General features: G+C 47.4%; 16 protein-coding genes. 10 read left to right on the plus strand and 6 right to left on the minus strand.

The annotated features are described in order from the left end of the window. Window positions 1-4,422, minus strand: coding sequence for an FG-GAP repeat domain-containing protein (locus TW77_RS09205; protein ID WP_046004682.1), 4,422 nt, complete (start codon window positions 4,420-4,422; stop codon window positions 1-3). 480 nt (window positions 4,423-4,902) lie between these two features. Between TW77_RS09205 and TW77_RS09210 the strand changes: the two genes are divergently transcribed. The 4 genes from TW77_RS09210 to TW77_RS09225 all read left to right on the plus strand — a co-directional run bounded on the left by TW77_RS09210 (window position 4,903) and on the right by TW77_RS09225 (window position 9,424). Beyond that, the gene (locus TW77_RS09210) at window positions 4,903-7,038 is read left to right on the plus strand and encodes a winged helix-turn-helix domain-containing protein (RefSeq protein WP_046004683.1); all 2,136 of its coding nucleotides are present in this window, start codon (window positions 4,903-4,905) and stop codon (window positions 7,036-7,038) included. 212 nt (window positions 7,039-7,250) lie between these two features. Beyond that, window positions 7,251-8,351, plus strand: a complete 1,101-nt coding sequence (gene opgC, locus TW77_RS09215) for an OpgC domain-containing protein (protein ID WP_046004684.1) — start codon at window positions 7,251-7,253, stop codon at window positions 8,349-8,351. 115 nt (window positions 8,352-8,466) lie between these two features. Continuing rightward, on the plus strand, window positions 8,467-8,634 hold the full coding sequence (locus TW77_RS25135; protein ID WP_156158638.1) for a hypothetical protein: 168 nt from the start codon (window positions 8,467-8,469) through the stop codon (window positions 8,632-8,634). Window positions 8,635-9,238: 604 nt separating this feature from the next. Continuing rightward, a complete protein-coding gene (locus TW77_RS09225; protein ID WP_046004685.1) occupies window positions 9,239-9,424 on the plus strand; it encodes a hypothetical protein in 186 nt (61 codons plus the stop codon). Between the two features lie 270 nt (window positions 9,425-9,694). On the opposite strand, the gene tnpA is transcribed toward TW77_RS09225, so the two are convergent. Next, window positions 9,695-9,820, minus strand: coding sequence for an IS66 family insertion sequence element accessory protein TnpA (gene tnpA, locus TW77_RS25780; RefSeq protein WP_240479475.1), 126 nt, complete (start codon window positions 9,818-9,820; stop codon window positions 9,695-9,697). Between the two features lie 127 nt (window positions 9,821-9,947). Then, entirely contained in the window at window positions 9,948-10,238 is a 291-nt protein-coding gene (locus TW77_RS09230; protein ID WP_046004686.1) for a helix-turn-helix domain-containing protein, read from the minus strand. A 352-nt stretch (window positions 10,239-10,590) separates the two neighbouring features. Between TW77_RS09230 and TW77_RS09235 the strand changes: the two genes are divergently transcribed. From TW77_RS09235 to TW77_RS09245, 3 genes are all read left to right on the plus strand, one after another. Then, window positions 10,591-10,842: a helix-turn-helix domain-containing protein gene (locus TW77_RS09235; protein ID WP_046004687.1), complete on the plus strand. Its 252-nt coding sequence runs from the start codon at window positions 10,591-10,593 to the stop codon at window positions 10,840-10,842. Next, window positions 10,842-11,090 carry a hypothetical protein gene (locus TW77_RS09240; RefSeq protein ID WP_046004688.1) on the plus strand — a complete coding sequence of 83 codons (249 nt, stop codon included), beginning with the start codon at window positions 10,842-10,844 and terminating at the stop codon, window positions 11,088-11,090. The genes TW77_RS09235 and TW77_RS09240 overlap by 1 nt, the downstream gene beginning before the upstream one ends. Window positions 11,091-11,234: 144 nt before the next feature. After that, window positions 11,235-11,690 (plus strand): hypothetical protein, encoded by a 456-nt coding sequence (locus TW77_RS09245; RefSeq protein WP_240479476.1) that lies wholly within the window; start codon window positions 11,235-11,237, stop codon window positions 11,688-11,690. On the opposite strand, the gene TW77_RS09250 is transcribed toward TW77_RS09245, so the two are convergent. Next, on the minus strand, window positions 11,679-12,620 hold the full coding sequence (locus TW77_RS09250; protein WP_046004690.1) for a LysR family transcriptional regulator: 942 nt from the start codon (window positions 12,618-12,620) through the stop codon (window positions 11,679-11,681). The genes TW77_RS09245 and TW77_RS09250 overlap by 12 nt on opposite strands. A 165-nt stretch (window positions 12,621-12,785) precedes the next feature. Between TW77_RS09250 and hutH the strand changes: the two genes are divergently transcribed. Then, window positions 12,786-14,279, plus strand: coding sequence for a histidine ammonia-lyase (gene hutH, locus TW77_RS09255; protein ID WP_046004691.1), 1,494 nt, complete (start codon window positions 12,786-12,788; stop codon window positions 14,277-14,279). A gap of 13 nt (window positions 14,280-14,292) precedes the next feature. Beyond that, a complete protein-coding gene (locus TW77_RS09260) occupies window positions 14,293-16,305 on the plus strand; it encodes a urocanate hydratase (protein ID WP_046004692.1) in 2,013 nt (670 codons plus the stop codon). Window positions 16,306-16,581: 276 nt separating this feature from the next. Here the strand turns inward: TW77_RS09260 and TW77_RS09265 are convergent, their stop codons facing one another. Both TW77_RS09265 and TW77_RS09270 read right to left on the minus strand, forming a co-directional pair. Next, window positions 16,582-17,808 carry an ectonucleotide pyrophosphatase/phosphodiesterase gene (locus TW77_RS09265; RefSeq protein WP_046004714.1) on the minus strand — a complete coding sequence of 409 codons (1,227 nt, stop codon included), beginning with the start codon at window positions 17,806-17,808 and terminating at the stop codon, window positions 16,582-16,584. Window positions 17,809-17,964: 156 nt separating this feature from the next. Continuing rightward, complete coding sequence (locus TW77_RS09270) at window positions 17,965-19,005, minus strand: S66 family peptidase (protein WP_046004693.1); 1,041 nt, start codon at window positions 19,003-19,005, stop codon at window positions 17,965-17,967. A gap of 169 nt (window positions 19,006-19,174) precedes the next feature. On the opposite strand from TW77_RS09270, the gene TW77_RS09275 reads away from it, so the two are divergent. Then, the gene (locus tag TW77_RS09275) at window positions 19,175-21,361 is read left to right on the plus strand and encodes a carbohydrate binding family 9 domain-containing protein (protein WP_046004715.1); all 2,187 of its coding nucleotides are present in this window, start codon (window positions 19,175-19,177) and stop codon (window positions 21,359-21,361) included. The last annotated feature ends 31 nt before the right edge of the window (window positions 21,362-21,392 follow it).

A 21,392-nucleotide genomic window follows, 5' to 3' on the forward strand; every position in this document is an offset into this window, starting at 1 on the left:
TTATTGCCCCATTGGGTTATGAATTGGTCTGCTGACACCATCAACGCGGTGCACCACACGCCATACTTTTGCCGGGTTACCGGTATTTTTGGCTTTATCCTGGATCTGCTTGAGGATCCGCAGCGCCCTGATATCACTGGCATGTACGGCATCTTCCCGGCCAAGCATAGACGGGTCCACAACTAAGTCTATCAGGTCATAGTAGTTGTCTACGCTGGCTGGTAAGAAGTAACTTCTCACAGTGTAAGCATCGACAGCACCAGGCAAGGTGTTGTTGTCTCCATCCTGCACCTCACTGGCAATGGTATTGTCGATATCAATGGCAAAATTAATTTCGCTGTTGCTGCCTTTTGTATGCTTATAGGTCCGAGCATAATAGCCACCGGCAGAAGCGCCCCAACCCGCGCCCGTCAGCTCAATTTCCACGTCCCAACTAACGCCGGCATTAAACTCCAGATCATATCCGAGGTAATCCGTTATTGCGCTGGCGGCCGTACTGTCGGTCGACAAGAATGCCCCATCCGTTACACTCACTTTGGCAGTTAACAACTTATCCAGAGCAAACCCTTGGGCACTTTCGTTGTCTGCTGAAAACTCAGACTGACCGTAACGCTTCAATAACTCTTCACTTTGACGTTTATACTTGAGTAACCAGGCTACTTCCTGACCAGGGTTGAAATAGGACTGACCGTCAGAAACTTTGACATCACCAACATAGCCATCCAAAGAGCCCGCCAGCTGATAACTAGGGTTTATCTTAAATTTAACCGGCGCCTCATCCTGAATAGCAGAGCTAAAATCAAGGGCATAACCAATCAGTTTATTATTGCGAGGGTTATATAGCGCGTAGCGGTCAGCTGACAAAGTAGATACAAACAAAGCGCCTTCATTATGTGGTTGCCACAACTCTGTCACGCTGCCGTCCTCAGCAGTACCAATACAATTGTCAGCCCAGGGATTAGAATCGGCATCGCAAGCTTCGCTAGGTGGCGTGCCGGTCAGTAGTGATTGACGTTGCAAGCTGTCCGAGAGGCTGTATTCCTTATCGCCGCCAAAAATAGCCCCCGCTCTGAACTCAGCGGTAATATCTATTTTTTGACTGACAAACGGGTTTTTCCCGCCCAATGTCAGTCTGCCCGCAACACTTGCACCAGCACTTTGATCCACATCCAGACTGTAAGTGACACCATTATCTATATTAATAGCAGCGTTGGTCGCACCTGAGTAACCCCATTTACCATTTTGATCCCGGCCCAGATTTTCTTTTGGAACCGGTGGAGCCCCTTCAATAAACCCAATCAGGCTGGCATCTGCAGTGATACGTTGATCAAATTCAGCAGTTAAGCGGTAAAGCGCAATATCACTTGCAGCAAACTGGTACTTGCCATTGTATTGCTGTTGCAGCTCTAAGAACTCGCGATACAAAATACCCGCTTTTTCGCCATTTTGGTCAATCAAGCGGCCATTTTCAAATACGATTGGAGCCAGGCTCAATCCTTCAAGCGTTTTGTCACCTTGACTGTAATAAGTACCAAATTTAGGGGTATAGATATAAACCTGATTATTGTTCCAGGTTCGCGGAGAATTGGCACGCCAATCCATTACCCATCGATAGTCCAGAGGTAACCTTTGCTCTGGTGTACGATTCTGAGCGCCCCATGACATAGCAAGTTTATCAGAACGTCTATACAGACCCGGGTCTAAGACACTTTCCATCAGAATATTGGTTCGATCGTCTCTGAACAAATGCCCGCCGCGCCAGTACATATGAACTAGGCCATCACTGGCGTATGTCAGTCGCGGGGCAGAGCTAAAATCGACCACTTCGAAAGGTCGCAATGTATAGGCCGGCCTTACGGCATCCGACGTATCTCGAAACCCACCCGTTTTGGTCAACGGGTAATGTAAGGTACTGACCCGCTTCTGGCCAGATGCCAATGTAGTTGTCGCTACAATAAGCTCTTCATCAAGCACCACTCGCTTTTGTGATTCAGTGTTTGTCACCGTTGCATTCACAGTAATACTATCCAGGGCCTGCACTGTGCCTCTGGTGCCTGCCTGAACCTGCTGATACCAAGAGAATGACTCTGTCTCTCCCTGTTCATTGACATAGTCAAAATCAGTGGTATCGAACAGTTTGTCCTCTCCTTTTTTCACCGAAGAAATGCGCAGCTGAGCACTGTTTTTACAGCTAGTCGACAGCAGCAATCGCTGTGCACTTTGACCAGTTCCCGATGTTGTTGCACTGACGCTGCCAACGTCACAACTTTGCCCATTATACAGCGCAAACGGCACCTCAAAGGCTGGTTCATAAAACAGATCTCCGAACGCATCGGAAGTATCTATGATATCGCTGTTAGCAAAGTTCTGATTCTGAGACGGATCGCTGATGACCCTAATCGTGCTGTCAAAGCGCTTTTGTGCGGCTTTATACCGAGATTCGACCAGACGCTGCACTTCTTCGGCCACATCCGAGTAAGTAAACCGCTCTACAATGACGTTATTCTGGTAAGCCCTGTATAAATAAAGGTAATTGCCATCCGTGGTGACATCAAACTGCTCGCCGCCGTATGGTGCATTACACACAGGTTTTACGTGCAGGCTTTCACCACTGTCAGGATTAGGAAAATCTGCAGCGGTTAAAAAGCGCCCACCGGCAGGCAAATCATTCTGACAGCGCGGATCGTTGCGTTTACGGTAAAGGGGTAGTGTTTTGGCCTCCTGCCAGCCAGCATCACCTCTCACTGTATATTTGATTTGATTACCATCGTTATAGAACACAAAGTTCTTTTGCTTAAAATTGACATCCTGAGTGACTGAAACAGCATTATGTTGCGAGAACTGTACGTTAGTTAGCGGGTTATAGGGTGGCGTAATATAGACGAATGCCGAGTCTCCAGAGTTTGGGATCATTAACAGATCCGGATAGCCATCCCCGGAAAAGTCAGCCACTTTCATATCTTTATATGTATTTGCATGACCACTGAAATGGCTGTTGATCTGCCCATCCTGAGTCATGGTTTTCATGTGGTGTACACCCACGAACTGAATCTTCTTCAGTTCGGCATCCTGCTCCTGTTGTTGAGGCTGAGTAGAGTAAAGAATAAATGGAACGCCATTCCAGATTGCAATGTCATCTCGCTTGTCATTGTTAAAGTCTCCAATGCCAACCTGCTTGCCGTCAAAAATGGTCTTATCAGCGGTTTCAAGCTGAGACTTGCTGAACAAAGCTATATTCTCTGTGATTACCTGCGTCTGGTTATGCTGCTTCTGAGTTCTCACGGCTCGGCTAAGCAACACGGTATAGCTGTACCCCGAGAAGTACACAATATCGTCGCTGCCGTCACCGTTAAAGTCCCCGGTGCGCAGATTGAAAAACTCAACATCCTGCATCTTATCCTTGAGTTCATCGTCACTGCGCGTTTTCAGATGATTGTCATCACTGTCGATATAAATTTTGCTGCGTTTGAAGCGGCCCTCGTTGTTCGGCAAACCAAACCAGATGTCGATTTGTGGCTCAGTATCACTATTGTCATCTACCCCGTCGATTGTCTCTTCTTTATTCCAGCGGAGGATATCGCTCAGGCCATCGCCGTTAAAATCCGCTACCCGAACAAAAGACTTATCGTTGGGAAATAGTCGGCCGGGCCGATCTTCGGTGTTGTCGCTGTCGTCACTCATAGTGAGATTTTTCATCGCGCCTATCTGGCCCCGACTGTTATACGCCACCGTCACGTTCAGGCCTATGTGTTCAGCCAGATCACCTGATTCAGTGCGCAGAATGTCATCCAGACCGTCGCCGTTAAAATCCCCAACAAAGACATCATTACCTTTATAACCATTATATAGATCGCTTAGCTCCTGACCGGTCGTAAAGTGCATACTGGAGCCGTCGGTAGTAAATCCACTATGAATATTAGCGGACAAGAATTCATCGTGCCCCCAGTTTTCTGAGCGCTCCTGGCGCAAAAGATCCTCTCCCCGTTTGTGATCAAAGTTACCAATGTATAAAGAGATATCCTCACCGTTGAAGATATTGATCCCGGAACGGGCTTGTGCACTCCACCCTGGCCGGACAAAGTCGACATAGCCGCTTTTGTAAATAGACTCATCAGTAGATAAAGGCGTGGCACCTATCCTGCCGGGGTTTTGCCGCGTCGCTTTACTTAAAAAAACTTTCAGTGCATCTACGGTTGTTTCTGGATTCAGGCGCACTATGTCTGCGTTGCCATCACCATTAATATCGGCTGTATAGACCTTTTCAGCATAAGACCAGCTGCCATATTGCACAGCATTAAGCTCTTTGTATTTCCAGGGAATATAAGAGCGATGCTCCAACTCTCTTTCTGCGCTGTAAACACTGTGCAGTGGTGAAAGTAATAGCGCCGCCATGATACTGCGCGCCAGATATTGTTTTTTCACTGTTAATGTCCTTCTGTTTGTTATTCGTTAAAGTTGCGGGCATCCGTAGCTAAAATCGCTCGCGGCACAATGACCCCAACAGAAGCCAACCACCAGGTGATTAACAACACCAGAAACTAACAATGCCGCTTCAATCGGCTAAGTGAATAACTCTCATTAGTTCTTAATCCATCTTAAAAACTCACCAAGAGTAGTGATAATGCAATGATTTTAATTGCTATATTTTTTATCCCTTGTTCCATTTGGTCGCTAAGAAAACACCTAAACGATCATCACATAGCTAGATTTTGTCTCAGCAGGAGTAATGAAAAAGTTGCATTTATGTAAGTCGATGAAGTTGATTTTGCGTTATACCGGTCACTTATTACATCAAAGAGGTCGTACCGTTTTAGTCAGTAATTGTTGTTACTATGGAATTTGAAAATCGACCGCTCAGCACAGTGTGTAAGTAAATCATCTTGCTCTGAAGAGGTATTAATATTGCGTTTTAAAGTAGGTAAATGGACATTAGATGAGCGTCAGTTTTGTTTGTTGCACGGTGACAGACGTGTCGAGCTGACGCCGACTGCTTGTAGATTATTACAACTGTTTATTTCACAATCAGACAAGGTGGTTTCTATTACCACCATCAAAGAACAGGTGTGGAATACTGAGTTTACGACTGACAACCTGGTCTATCAAACTATTCGAAATTTACGGCTGGCTCTGGAAGACACCGATGAACAAGCATACATAAAGACCATCCCCCGATTTGGCTACCAGCTGGTTGCTCCGATAAAGCAGCTGCCAGGTACGCCCGATATACCACTAGGATCTCGTAACTCATCACTGCGCTTCATGGCAACCCTGTTTGTAGCGATACTGGCTGTACTTTGCGCCTACCTGGTATGGTCTTATCTTAGCCGTTCCCCGGCAGACTCCAATCAGCAACTCATTAAAATATTTCACTTCGATACAGGCACAAAAGAGAATGGAGTACACAGTGACCGGATAGTGCAACAGATTGCCAAAACGTTACAGGTAAAAGACGTTGTAAGCATAAGCGCTGTGAACTTGTTTGCGCAATTAAACCAGCATGGTAATGGCGCGAAACTGGTGCTCAGATCCATACCAGAGAAAAACCAGATGCTAACCTTGGTATTTGTGGGCTCCCCGGCCCGCCTGAGTTATATCGACCTCAGGTCTGTATCTGAATTTAAAGAGTCAAAAACGCTCTCAGAGTTAGCCAGTCAGTTACAGCAGCCAGTATTAAGCAGAGGAAACTCTGGCATTGCCACTTTAGCCACATCGAGCCAGGTGCTGAGGGCGCTGGTGTCTTTATCAAATAGTGCAAAGCTGGCGCAAGCGAGAACAAGCCTGCAAGCTGAGATTGATACGCAAAGTCTTAATGAACATCAAAAAAGAGCTAAAAAAGCGTTTGTTGACAATCTGTTAGCTTTTTACCGGCAAGAGCCACTCAGTGATGAACACCTCTTACCCGGTATCAACTTTTTACTTTCTCGTTATCATCAGAGCAACTATGCATTACTGACTGCCAGCCTTTACCTGGCCGAACGAGGTGCACCTCAGATAGCATTTGAGCTAATAGAAAACCTTGAGCAAGATCTGTTTATCACTTTCATTCAGGGACTGATGCACCTTGAACTGGATGAGGCTCAGCGTGCGCTTAAACATTTTGAACGTGTGTTCAATCTGGCGCCTGAGTTTGAAGACAATACGTTTTTCTACTTTATGGAGCTGATAGAAAGCGGCCGTAACAATGAACTGCCGACGCACCGCCAGATGTTGCTAAGCAGTCAGTACCAATCAACAGCCAGTCATTATATTCTGTTGAACTATTACATTATGCAGGGCCAGTTCGAAGACGCATTTTCTCTGCTACCAGACATGAAGGCCGCTTTGTCGTGCAATGATGATTTGGCAGGTTCTCTTGCCTTATTAAATACTGCGCTGGGCAATATTGCACAAAGTGAACAATGGCTGCTGATCCTCAGTAAAATCAATCACAGAGACTGGCGAATTCCCTGGGTGGTATTTTCTAATTACGCGTTCAAGCACCAACTCCCGGCATATCCGCGCTGGTATTCCAGTTACCGTACCGAAGTGTTGGGTAACGATAGCCTGTACGAGCCCCTGTTTCTAAATGTACTGGCTCATTTTGCCGCCGGTGACATCAACTCAGCACAGCAAAACTTTGCACTAATGCAGGCAGCCAGCTCGGCGTTTAGCAAAAATGATACTCTGGACATTGCCAGTGCCGTCACACACGCACAGCTCGAATTCGAAAATACACAGGAGCGCATCGAGTTCCTGACTCAATTTGAAACCGTAGCGCAAACGCTCACAGAGGATGAGACTGCATTGCCCAGCCTAATTTCAGCACTGTATTTCACGCTTTATAATGACTTCAGTCGCGCAGAACAAGCACTCATTAACAGCTGTACAAGAAGTCCTGCAATGTGTACTAGTTGGCATTTTCTGCCGTCACTTAAACCGATTGCAAACACCACAAAACTGAAACAAGCAGGTTTACAGGCTCATTCTCAGTTAGAGTTTGCACGACAACCGCTGACAGCGCTGAACAAACAGCTACTCCCTTTGTGTAACAAACCGTAAGCAACGCTCGCACTTCTGACGACGCATCTCACCGTTAGGGGCTATATGTATTAATTTATTTCATTAGTAACAGCATCGAAAAGGGGACAAACTTGATACGGGATCTGCGCAACTTGCCTTTTTTTGTTTTGATAATCAGTGAGGTTCACTGAAGAATGACTAACGTCAGGTAAAGTGCAGGGCAAGTCGTGAACATTTAACATGGAGAGAACATGAGCCGCGATTTAACCTATGATGGCCTGAGAGGCTGGTTGCTAATCATTATTGCCTGTAACCATCTGTTTGGTAGCTTTGTCACGCAGTTTACGCGCACGCCGCTGGGGTTTGTGTCGGCAGCCGAGGGATTTGTGTTTTTATCCGGGTTTGTGGCCTATCTGGTGTATGGACGTCTGGCCAGTGATAGCAAATCAATGCAGCGCAAAATATGGCGGCGCTGTTGGGTCATTTACGGGTTTCATCTAAGCGCGATTGTTATCTGCTTTTCGCTGGTGGCGCTGTTTCCTTTATATATCCCGCAGTGGTCTGATTTTTTTAATGCCGCCAACTGGTTTAGCAATCCTATCCAAAGTGTTTTGTCTGCCGCCTTACTGCTTGAACACCCTGGCTTTCACGATATTCTGATCCTCTACCTGGTGCCTATGGCATTTTTGCCCTTTGCTATTCATGCGCTTAAGCGTGGCAAAGCCTGGTATGTGGTCGCCACTTCCTTGCTAGTCTGGCTGCTGGCCCAGTTTGTCACTGCCAAGTTTTTGGCAGCGCCATTTAGTCGGGTGTTTAGCGATATTACCTTGAACGTCAGCCATTTTGATCCCTTCGCGTGGCAGATTTATTTTTATCTGGGTGTGATGCTCAGTTATCTGAAGTTTGATAAAGGTCATACTTTTACCTTTACACCTGCGGTGAGAATCTTGCTGCTAAGCGGTGTGGGCTGCTTTTTTGTTATAAGACATGGCTATCCACAGCTGATGCAACCCTATTTTGCGGGCCACGGCAGCGCTTCCGTGCTCTATCAGCTTAATTTGCTGCTGAGCGCGTATTTAATCATGCTGCTGATGCGGCGTTTTTCGTGGTTTTTTACCCTGAGATACCCGGTATTTATCGGCCAGCATGCCCTGCCGGTTTTCGCCTTTCACTGCGTGGTGATTTACTTTCTGCTGCCCTGGAGCCATGCATATACCACCGCCCAGTGGTACTGGGATGTACTGATTTGCATCGGCTTTGTGGGCCTGCTTGCAATTCCGGCTAAACTTGACCAGCGCTGGCGGGCACATATCAGCACGAACACAGCAGCGATGAGGACATCAAAAACCTAAGCTTTTAGCAGTCGATCTTTAAAAAGGGAACAAACTGTATTGACAATCCATGTCCACATGTTAATTTTGAAAACGAGAGGTACAAAAGTTAAACTGAAATATTAAGGAAAATACGATGAAACTCAATTTAAACAAAAAAAGCATTAAATCTTTAAGCGCAGGCCGCAAGCAACTACCTAACGATGCAACACCGGCCGTTGCCGGCGGTAGATTAACTGATCGCTGCTCACGCTATTGCCAAACCATCGACTTTGAACAGTGCGTCACCACCATTGAGCCTTAATCACTGAGTGTTACTTTGTTGTGCGTTCTCTCTATGCCAAACGCACATCGTTAAATACAAGGCAGTGCGTTAAACAGCACAAGGTATAAACCTAAAAACCAGACAAGCGTCTGGTTTTTTAGCATCGAGGCCGAATCTGATCCAGCGGGGTTTATGAACCTAATGATCCTCACGTCTCAGGTGCTTTTAAGCGGTAAAGCCAGACGCTTCATATGCAAAATAGATACACACTCTTTACTCAATGAAATCAGACGCATCATAGCAGTTCAAACCGCTATGATGTGTCAAAGTTAAAGGATGACGAAAAATGAAAAAGATACACCCACTTACATTTCTAACTAAATTGGCTTCTCTGACTAACTTAACAAGCAAGGAGAAGGGCCAAGCTCTGAGTAACAAAAAAACCTTATCAGCTGGCCAGGAGGGATTAGTATCGGGTTGCGGTATTTATGAACCTACAGATCCTCGCGTCTCAGGTGCTTTTAAGCGGTAAAGCCAGACGCTTCATATGCAAAATAGATACACACTCTTTACTAAATAAAATCAGACAGCTCAGTAGCAGTTTAAACCGCTATGATGCGTCAAAGTTAAAGGATTACGAAAAATGAAAAAGATACGCCCACTTACACTTCTCAAAAAATTGGCTTCTCTGACTAACTTAACAGGCAAGGAGAAGGGCCAAGCTCTGAGTAACAAAAAAACCTTATCAGCTGGCCAGGAGGAATTAGTATCGGGTTGCGGTATTTATGAACCTAATGATCCTCACGTCTCAGGTGCTTTTAAGCGGTAAAGCCAGACGCTTCATATGCAAAATAGATACACACTCTTTACTCAAAAAAATCAGACGCATCATGGCAGTTTAAACCGCTATGATGCGTCAAAGTTAAAGGATGACGAAAAATGAAAAAGATACGCCCACTTACATTTCTCACTAAATTGGCTTCTCTGACTAACTTAACAGGCAAGGAGAAGGGCCAAGCTCTGAGTAACAAAAAAACCTTATCTACTGGCCAGGGGGAATAAAAGATGACTCAGGTGGTTCTTTAGTACGAAGCTTACTTCAGCGATTATAAAAAGACTTGGTACTGAGATTGTGCTGCGAGCAGAAATCACTGACAGACAAACCACTGAGTTCCTGTTGTTCGATAAGTTGCAGCCACTGCTGTGCGGTTTTATGTTTAGGCATGTTCAGCTCCGAATTGAGATCAGAGCTGTACTTTATAAGTCGAGCGTATTCAGTAGCTAGGTGAGGTTTAGGCGACGCTTACGATGATAAGGCGGCCAGACCAGAGTACTTCGCCCGGTTTACGGCTTTATTCCTGAAAACATTCATCCTTGTTTTTGGTCTTGTTTTGCTCAGAAAACAAGATTTCCGGGCAGGAAAAGTCTTCACCAAACATCAAATATAATTCGTATACGTGCTCTATGGTCATCACAGAGCGGCCCGACTCAAAATTACTAATGGTAGACTGATCCACGTTAAGCTTAGCGGCAAGCTGAGCCTGGGAGAGCTTGTTTTTGTGTCGTAAGTTTCGCAGGTTGCACTGCAAACGTCCCATCAGCTTGTTAATTCTCTGCTTTCTGGCAAATGCATCGTTTTTCATAGCCTAATCCTTTTACACGCTTGTATATTGGCCTGCACAAGCGCTGACCGTGTTTTTATCAGATACACCTGAAAAGCAGCGTTTCAGGCACATCCATCGAGTTAATCTGTTGGAAAAACCGCTCTCAATGTAAACGCCCTGTTGACCTTTTTAACGTTAAGAAATATCGTGTAACTTACAGTCCCGCACGGCTGTTAGTGTTGCGATTGCAACGAAATAAATTGATATCTCTAACTTAAGTCAGTTTGACATGTTCCCTTTTTGTATTAACATTGCGACTTTCTTGTTAAGATTATGTTCATTCGAATGTGGAAAAGTCTCCGCATTCCAATAAAAAAAGGAAAAAAAGGACGTGATTGATGGCGATGATTTAAAGGCAATGAGGAAAAACGCCGGCATATCCCAGGAACTGATGGCAAAAAAGTTAGAGTGCGACCGTAAGACAATCAGTAACTATGAGCAGGGTGTCAGTGACATAAAGTCTAAACAGCTTTTTCGCTGGCTGATGCTTTGTAAAATAGATACACGCTCTTTGCTAAATCAGATTAAAAGTGTTGGTGGCGATTTGAGCTCCAGCTCCTCTGAAATAAAGGATGATGAATAATGAAGATGGTTAAAATATTTATATATCGATTACTTGGTGAAAAACGCAAGAACCAAAATTCAATTGAAAAAAGTGCTTTCAAGAAAAATAATTCGCCCCATAAAAAAATCTATCTCATCGAAAGTAATAAGCTCTCTAAATTAGAGTGTGCCAACATATCGGCAGCTGGAGCATTTAAGCCAGACAAGCCATCAATAGCCAAGTTCAGGTACAAATATTCATCCTCGAAAAAACATCATGAGGGATAGGGCATGAAGCTTTCAAACTTAATACTATTGAGTATAGTTACGATAGCTTTTTTCTACATCTACCTTTGGGACAACAATACTGTCGCACCTCTCTACTTGATATTTCTCTTGGTTTGCTATATATACAACACATATACAAAGGACGTGAACTCTTCACATATTACCCTGTTCATTCTATTAATGACCTTAGCTGAGTATATTGTTTTTATTTCAGGGCTACTGAGTTTAGAGGTTACTGATGAGAACAGAAAGTATCAAGGTGCATTAATTTTTGGAACACAAGTTTTATTTAGTATCATGACTTTCTTCATTCTGATATTCAGAGTACAAATATCAAGAATGATTTCAAATTCTAAAAAAATTAAACTCACTAATTTTGATGGATTATTTCATTGGCTATTTTTATACTCAGGTGTGATTGCCTTTTTGGCTTTAATCGAGCATCTAGCCCGTCATTTACTAGGGCTAAGAAGCATTACGATAATTTATGATAGCTATGAGGCTTTGGTTTATATAGCTTGGGCACTTAACAGTGGCCTCTTACTATCCATGATGATTATCTCTACCAAAAATGCCCAAGAGCCTCACCTATCCAATTAGCTTTTGGTCATCACCTACATGCACCCGCTTTATTTCTTCTATCAGCGCCTCAGCCAATGGTGAGGCGCTATTGCTTTTTGACGTGATCAGCATCACCGGGATCTGATAGGCGTATTTTTCTGCTTGTATGGCTCTGAATATGCCTTTATCGACCCAGTAGCTGGCATAGTGCTCGGGCAGGTAACCAATAAACTCACCAGACAATATTAAGTGGGCAATGCCTTCATCGTGATAAGCGATGGCGCTGTTTTGGTAGTTAAGGCCATCGTTGCGTACTTCTTTATCGCGCAGGTAGTTACTGGTGATCACTTCGGCCTCGGCCAGTAAGGCCTCTAGCTTTGCACTGTCGCTTTCGGCCATATCATCTTCCAGCAGTTCAAACAAAGGGTGACCCTGCGCGCAATATAAATAGTTGTATTCGTTATGCAGCGGATAATAGTCCAGGCCGCGTAGCTGATGGCGGCTCACGCCCAGCCCCACCAGAGAGCGGCCGTTCACTACGGAAGTTTCGACTTCACGGGCTTCACATACCTGGATATCAAACTGAATATTGCCACCGCGCGCCTTGAGCGCCGAAATGGCCCGCGCCACGCCACAGCGGGGATCGCTGACCATAGTATCTATGGTGGCAATGGTCACCCGCCCAGAGAGTTCGTTTTTAGAACTGGCTACAGTACTGGCAAAGGCTTCGCATTGCTGTAACAGCTCTAAAGATGCCTGATAGGTCACCCTACCCGGCTCGGTCAGCTCAAAGCCGCTGCGCCCACGTTTGCATAATTTCAGGCCCAGCCGTACTTCGAGATCCGACAGGTGCGAACTAATGGTCGAACGGCCGATGTTCAGGCGCGACTCCGCAGCCGACAGTCCGCCACACTCCACAATAGCGACAAAGATCCTCAGTAGTCTTAAATCAACGTCTTGTACCTGCACGCCTATTTACCTCTTTTAGTTCGGCACTTTTAGTTCGATACTTTTAGTTCGAAAATACCGGAATGAATTACGATAATTATGCATTTATAAAACTACCACAGCAAGTTAGGATTGCGGGATAAAAACACCATCTGCATGTAACAAGATGATATTTAGGAGAATAAAATGACGTTTAGATATGGTATCGATCGTCTGGACCTGGACACAGTCAACGGCATTGCCGACGGCAGCATTAAAGCCGAACTGTGTCAGGAAGCACTGGATAAAATCAACGCCAGCCGTAGTAACGTGGAAGTGATGGCCGCCTCAGATAAGGCTGTGTACGGTATTAACACCGGCTTTGGTCCGCTGTGCGACACGCAAATCTCACCAGAAGAGACCAATCTGCTGCAAAAAAACCTGCTTATCACTCATGCTGTTGGGGTTGGCGAGCCAATCGCTAAGCCCATTTCTAAGCTGATGTTGATCACCAAAGTCCATGCGCTGAGTCAGGGTTTTTCAGGTATTCGCCTGGAAACCGTGGAGCGTATGCTGAAGTTTATTGAGCTGGACCTTATCCCAGTGGTGCCGGAGCAAGGCTCAGTGGGTGCATCAGGTGACCTTGCGCCACTGTCTCACTTATTCCTGCCACTGCTTGGCGAAGGTGAATTCTGGCAGGGCGACAAAATCGTACCTGCGGCCGAAGCACTAAAAGAACATGGCCTGGAGCCAATGGAGCTGCACGCCAAAGAAGGTCTGGCGCTGATCAATGGCACTCAGTTTATTCTCTCACACGCCATCACCGCGCTGACCAAAATGCGCTATCTTCTGGACTTAGCTGACGTGGCAGGTGCCATGAGTATCGAAGGTATGCAGGGCAGCCAGTCGCCGTTCCGTGAAGAGCTGCACCAAATTCGCGCCTTTGCCGGTAACCTGGAAGTGGCCAAGCGCATGCGCCGTTTATTCAAAGACTCACAAAATATGGCCGACCACGAAGAGTGCGACCGCGTACAGGACCCGTATTCACTGCGCTGCATTCCACAGGTGCACGGTGCGTCTCGCAACGCCTACAACCACCTTAAAGAGCTGGCTGAGATTGAAATGAACTCAGTGACCGACAACCCGATTGTGATCAGCAGCGAAGAAGCCATCTCGGGTGGCAGCTTCCACGGTCAGCCTTTGGCCATGGTACTGGATTACGCCTCAATCGCCGCAGCTGAACTGGGTAACATTTCAGACCGCCGCTGCTATTTGCTGCTGGAAGGTCTGCACGGCCTGCCGCGCTTATTGACCACTTCTGGCGGTCTGAACTCGGGCATGATGATCCCGCAGTACACCACCGCAGCTTTGGTCACTGAGAACAAATCACTGTGCTTCCCGCCGTCGGCAGACAGCGTGCCCACCTCTATGGGCCAGGAAGACCACGTGTCTATGGGCAGTATCTCGGGTCGTAAACTGAACCAGATCCTGGGCAACCTGGAAAAAATCTTTGCCATTGAGCTGATGTATGCCGCTCAGGCCATTGAGTTCAGACGTCCTAACACTTGCTCAGACCTGATTGAAGAGAACTTTGCGCTGATCCGCAGCAAAGTCGCCAAACTTGAAGAAGACAGACTGCTTAAACCCGACATTGATCACATGGTAGCATTGGTTAAGTCACAAGCATTTACGGTTAACTAAGGGGAAAATAACAATGACCACCACACTGAGTTTTCAGGACCAAATTAAGCAAGGGATCCCCAGCGAGTTGCCAGCGCCTAAGCCTTACCCGGCTGGTGCCAACCGCGCCCCCAAGCGTAAAGACATTTTATCAGCCGACGAAAAGCAACTGGCGCTGCGTAACGCCCTGCGCTATTTCCCGAAAGAATGGCATCAGGAGCTGGCGGCTGAGTTCGCCGAAGAGCTGAAAAACTTCGGCCGTATTTACATGTACCGCTTTAAGCCTAACTATGACCTTAAAGCGCGTTCTGTCAGCGATTATCCTGCTAAGTGTCAGCAAGCCGCAGCCATCATGCTGATGATCGACAACAACCTGGATCCGGCAGTTGCCCAGCATCCAGAGGAGTTGATCACTTACGGCGGTAACGGCGCGGTATTCCAGAACTGGGCACAGTATCTGCTGGCCATGAAGTACCTGAGCGAAATAGAAAGTGACCAGACTCTACACATTTATTCTGGTCACCCGATGGGCTTGTTCCCGTCAAGCGAAGACGCGCCGCGCGTTGTTGTCACCAATGGTATGATGATCCCGAATTACTCACAGCCTGATGACTGGGAAAAGTTCAATGCACTGGGCGTGACTCAGTACGGCCAGATGACGGCGGGTTCTTTCATGTACATTGGTCCGCAGGGCATTGTTCATGGCACCACCATCACCGTCATGAATGCCTTCCGTAAAGTCCTTGAACAAGGCGACAGCCCGAAAGGCAAGATCTTCCTGACCGCCGGTCTTGGCGGCATGAGTGGCGCACAACCTAAAGCGGGCAACATCGCTAACTGTATTACAGTCTGTGCCGAGGTAAACCCTGCTGCTGCCACTAAGCGTCACCAGCAAGGCTGGGTAGATGAACTGATCGACAACATGGATGAGCTGGTTGCGCGCGTTAAAACCGCGCAGGCGAACGAAGAAGTGGTATCAATTGCCTACATCGGCAACATTGTCGATGTCTGGGAAACCTTTTATGAGCAGGATATTTTCATTCACCTGGGCTCAGATCAAACGTCGCTGCATAACCCCTGGTCAGGCGGTTACTACCCGGTCGATATCAGTTTTGAAGAGTCTAACCGACTGATCCGCGAAGAGCCTGAGGTCTTCAAAGAAAAAGTGCAGGCTACGCTGAAGCGCCATGCCGATGCGGTGAACAAGCACACTGCCCGTGGCACTTATTTCTTCGATTACGGTAATGCCTTCTTGTTAGAGTCATCCCGTGCCGGCGGCGATGTCATGGCTGAAAACGGCATCGACTTTAAATATCCGTCTTACGTGCAGGATATTCTTGGCCCTATGTGCTTTGACTACGGCTTTGGCCCATTCCGCTGGGTGTGTGCTTCTGGCGACCCGGCCGATCTGGATAAAACTGACGCTATCGCGGCAGAGGTACTGAACAAGATCATGGCAGAGTCTCCGGCAGAAATTCAGCAGCAGATGCAGGACAACATCACCTGGATCAAAGATGCCAAGCAAAACAAACTGGTGGTGGGCTCACAGGCGCGTATTCTGTATGCCGATGCACAAGGTCGTATGGAAATTGCCAAAGCCTTTAACGATGCAATTGCACGGGGCGACATTGGCCCTGTAGTACTGGGCCGTGACCACCACGATGTAAGTGGTACAGATTCACCGTTCCGCGAAACCTCAAACATCTATGATGGCAGCCGCTTTACGGCGGATATGGCCATTCACAACGTGATTGGTGACAGCTTCCGTGGTGCAACCTGGGTGTCTATCCACAACGGCGGTGGCGTTGGCTGGGGTGAAGTGATCAACGGCGGTTTTGGTATGGTGCTGGATGGCAGCAGCGATGCTGAGCGTCGTCTTAAGTCTATGCTGTTGTTCGATGTGAACAATGGTATTGCACGTCGCAGCTGGGCTCGCAACGAAGAAGCCAACTTTGCAATTAAACGCGAAATGGCTCGCACGCCTAAGCTTAAAGTGACACTGCCAAATGGCGTAGACGACGAGATTTTAAATAATCTGTCGCTGTAAGCTTTAAGAGCACAGTGGAAAGGCTGCCCCGGGCAGCCTTTTTTGTGGGCAATGCGCTCATTATGTGACCGTTCACGCACAGTAAAAATAACTATTAAACCATTGTTTCTTTTAAACATTTAGTTATTACCCACAGATTTTGTGACTATCTTGTGAGTAACTCAGGAATAATTCAGAAAACCAATCGTTCATTTGAGTTCACTGTGCCATCCGCCCTGCAAATCCCAGGCCTACATCACTAAACCACTGTCCCATTCAAATCTACCTATGCACTCATTAATGTCGAAGCGCCGGTAATAAAGACGCGCCCGTGCCGTCTATATCAGACAGTAATTCAAGACCCAGGATCTGCGCCACGACCGGGTAAATATCCAGATTCTTCACCGGACCAATTTCTACGCCCTGTTTAAACGCAGGACCCACAGCGACAAAGGTGGCGTGCATATCGGGTGTAACTGCAAAGCCATGAGTGCCGTAGTGCTTATCTTTATCATCATAGGCAAAATAGCGCGGCGCCTGCGTTTCAATCACTATGTCGGCAGTCGTTGAATCGATGGTAACGCCACGGCTTTTCAAGGTTGCTTCACTGGTAATGTCGTAGCGACCACGGGCATTGCGCATCAGCTGAGCACGCACCTCATCGAGGTCTAACGTTGCCTTTGGCTTTTTGTACAACCAAACCTGAGTACCGCTGTTTTTAACGATAAAATCGCCGAGGTCGCCCCCTAAGTCAGACAGCTGCAAACGCTGCTCCGGGTCGAGCTGCGCCATGCCGTGATCCGACACTATGATCAGGTTCACATCCTGTTCAACCTCGCGCTGAATGCGTCTCGCAAGCTGACCAATCAGCTTGTCTACCTTTTGCACCGCCTGATAGGTTTGCTGTGCATCCGGGCCAAAGTCGTGTCCCATGGTATCCACCAGTGAAAAATACCCGGCAACAAAACGAGGGCGCGTTTGCGCTGGCAGCTTCAGCCACTGCACTATCTGGTCAATGCGTTGCTGGTAGTCACTGTGCTTTGAGTAATGATAAAAGTAGCTAGGTGTCATGCCATTAATGCGGGCATCCGATTCGGGCCAGAAATAGGTTGCGGCTTTTAAGCCTTGCATTTCAGCTAAGTTCCAAAGCGGGATCCCTTTAAGCCAGGAGCTGTCGTCCTGACCGCGGCCCATTCTATAGCACTGATCGCGCGCGCTGTCGCAAAAATGATTGCCAACAATACCATGATTGGACGGCAGCAATCCGGTGATAATAGAAAGGTGATTGGGAAAAGTTTTGGTTGGGTAAACAGGCTCCAGATACTCGGCTCGAACCCCCTGTGCAGCGATTGAAGCCAGGTTTTTTGCCTTGTGCTTTTCGATATAATCCCAGCGAAAGCCATCGAGCGAGATCATCACCACACTTTGCTCAGCAAGCTGCTTATTTGCAGTTTGCTTTGCCAGAGTTAATGTCGGGATCAGAGAAATAAAAGAGAATAAAACCAGTAATACGCGATTGATCATCATGCCCTTGCGTTCCTAAAACGATAAACCAGCGCAGGCACTGTAAAACCAAAAGATGAATAAAATGAAGGACCTTTTACCGAACCAGAGGTGTTTTACGACCAGTAACAGATTTTCGGGACGAGCAACGCCCGCCCCTTGCAAGCATACCGCAGGCTAACGTAAGTGCTGAACCAGCGTCCACTGCTCGCCACAAAATGAAACTTCTGCAAGCGCCCCGTTTATTACCACCAGATTGGGGGCAATATGTGAAATATCGACACCCGTGACTATGGGGACTGACAGGTCGCCCAGTGCCATTTTCACCGCAGTTTCTCCATCAAAAGCTTTACCGGCCATACCGGATACCGCATTGCGACCGACCAGAATTCCGGCGGCATGCTCAAACGCACCGCGTAATTTCAGGCTCTGCAACGCCCGGTAGTAAGCTGTCGGTGACTGCTCGGCGTTTTCAAAATAAAAAATAAGCTTATCGTCCGGGTGCCTGTTGAGCAGCGACTGGGGATCAAAATACTCAGAGCCATACATCAGCATATGCGTATCCAGACACCCGCCAATCAACCGGCCCTGAAAAGACACCGGTTTTGTACTGTTTGCTTCCTCCCCCAGCAACTGCCAGCGGCTTGGTTCAGTAAGGTTAAATACAGCATGACTGTCTTGCGCATAGTTACTGAAGCCCTGCTCAAAAAACGGTGCGTTGTGCTGAGTAAAGGCTTCACCTGTTGGCGTTTGCAAATGCGCAAAGGTATTGGCTGTCAATGGATCGCTTTGTGCCAGCGACAATTGCATCAGATTCGTACAATGGGCGCTTGCCCAGCCGAGTTTGCTGATAAATGCGCTTAGCACTGTGCTGATATCAGAAAACCCCATCAGCCATTTTGGTCGCACCTGCTTTAATGCTTGCCAGTCCAGCAAAGGTAACAAATCCATGGCAATTTCTCCGCCCCAGGGCGCCATGATGGCATCCACCTGGTCGTCGAGCAAAAATCGCATCAGTTCATCGGCTCGCTGCGCTGCAGGCGCACTAACATGCAACTGGTCTTCACGCAAACAACGACCTTCGAGCACATTAAACCCACGCCGAGCCAGGTCACCCAGCACCAGCTCAAGGCGGGCGTGCAGGGGCGCTGCAACACCGCTGGAAAATGCAGTTACCGCAATGGTACTGCCAGAGGTTAAAGGGGCTGGATAGTGCATAAGCTGTCCTTTTTACATACTAAAAATTTAAAACCAGTTTATTCATTAAGTTAGGCAGGTATTAGTCACATAATTTCCCCACTTTGTCACCTCATTTCGCGCCTTTTTCACGCTTTTTATTTTCGCTGCAACAACAATGGAGCCAGCTTTTTACGAAACGGATAAAACAATGAATAAGTTGAACGCACTAAGCTTAGCACTATGCACCCTTTACACGACTTGCAGCGCAGCGCAGCAAACATCAGAACCCATTCGACCCTGGCAGCAGTTTACCCAGAGCGACACCGCTATCCCACGGCTTGCTACAGCCCCGAACATAGACGGTGAACTTGCGCCTGATGAATGGAACAACGCCCGTGTGATCACCGAGTTTGTTGAATTCCGGCCAACCGTGGGTGGTACGCCCAGATACCCAATCACCGCCTATGTGGCCTACGATGAACACTTTTTTTATGTTGCCGCCAAAATCACTCAGCCAGCTAACACCATAGTGGACCGGGTACTCACCCAGGGCGAGCGGATTTGGAATGAAGACTATTTTGGTCTGATCCTGGATACCAATCACGATAAATCCGATGGCTACTTATTTCATGTTACCCCCTCTGGCGTGCGCGAAGATGGCCTGGTGAACGGTACGGAATATATCGCCGAATGGAAAACTCTGTGGTATGCCAAAACACAGCAACAGCAAGATGGCTGGACGGTAGAGATTGCCATTCCCATGCAGTCTTTATCCTTTGACCCGGATGCCAAGAACTGGGGGTTACAGTTACGCCATAAGCTCTCCAGCCCCTACGTGCAATCTTACTGGAATCTTAACAACCCCAACTCAGCAGGCTGGCATGCGTCACAAACTGCGCCCATTTCCGGGCTCGGCGAGTTGGACCAGGGGTTGGGAGTTGAAGTTAAGCCAGGACTGGCCTACAAGGATACGCTCGATGAGAGCAGCTTTGAGCCCTCCCTGGACGCCACCTACCGATTTACACCCAGCCTGACCGGTCAGCTCACACTCAATACCGACTTTTCCGGGACCGATGTCGACGAAATCGAAATGAACATGACCCGGTTTGGTCAGTACTACAGCGAAAAGCGTGACTTCTTTTTGCAGGACAGTCAAATCTTCCGCTTTGGTGGCATGGATGATGACGATTATAACGGCATGCCCTTTTATTCGCGGCGTATAGGTCAGGGACCGCAATCGGGCGTTCTGGATGTTAACTGGGGTACCAAATTAACGGGTCGTGTGGGTAATACCGACTTAGGCATATTAAGCGTCAATCAGGAACAAGACGGCAATAGTGACGAAACCACTCAGCTCAGTGTCGCCAGAGCCAAACAGCATATTGGCGAGCGTCACCAGCTCGGTGCCATACTCACCCATGGCAGCGCCGATGACAGTGCCAGTCATGCCCTGACTGGGGTTGATTATCGCTTTGACGATTTATTATTTGGTGAAGAGCAATTGATTGCTAACGCCTTTTATCAGTCCATTGACGTGCCAGACGACACACCCGACAGTGACAGCAAGTCTTATGGTCTGGCGCTTTTGCTGCCCAATGATAAGTTTTACCTGAATGCCAAATATCGCTATATCGGTAAGGATTTTAACCCGGCGCTGGGCTTTGTTAATCGCACCGACCTGAAATACTACCACCTCACCAGCCATTACCGGGTTCGTCCGCAAACAGGCTGGCTCGGAGATAATCTTAACCTTTACCAGGTCAGAGCCTATTATAAGCGTTGGGAAAGTACCGAAGGCGAAAAGAAAGGCCAGCAGCTGTTTTTGCAACCTTTGGTCATACAAACCCGGTCTAATGACTACTTTCATATCAGTTATGAAATGCACGAAAAGGTACTCAAAGACCCCTTTAAATTCCGCGATAACATTCAATTTGCCACAGGCGAGTATGATTATAATCAGTGGAACTTGTACTATGAAAGCGCCAGTGATCGACCTGTTTTCGTCAGCGGCCGGGTTGTTAAAGGCGACTTTTTTGATGCTGATTTAGAGCGCCTCAGCTTGACCATAAATACGCGTCCAAACAAGCACTTGTATGTGCAGCTTGGACGTCATATGTACTATTACGAGCGCGCGGGCGAGAAAAGCAACATGTATAACACCCGTTTGAAAGTGAATATTGCCTTCAACAGCGAATGGTCGTGGAATTCCCTGTTTCAACATAACACCCAGTCTGACAGCTTCTCGCTGTTTAGCCGGTTGCGCTATGAACCGGCACCGGATGAGCTCTATCAGCTGAGTATTAATAAAGGATACGACTTAGAGGATGGCTGGCACGACAAGCAAGCGCGATTCAGTGAAACCGCCGTGAAGCTCAACTACACCTATCGGTGGTGATAGTACATAATACAAAGCGCGTTGCACGATT

The sequence above is a fragment of the Pseudoalteromonas rubra genome, from assembly GCF_000967655.1.
Classification (GTDB): Bacteria; Pseudomonadota; Gammaproteobacteria; order Enterobacterales; family Alteromonadaceae; genus Pseudoalteromonas; species Pseudoalteromonas rubra_A.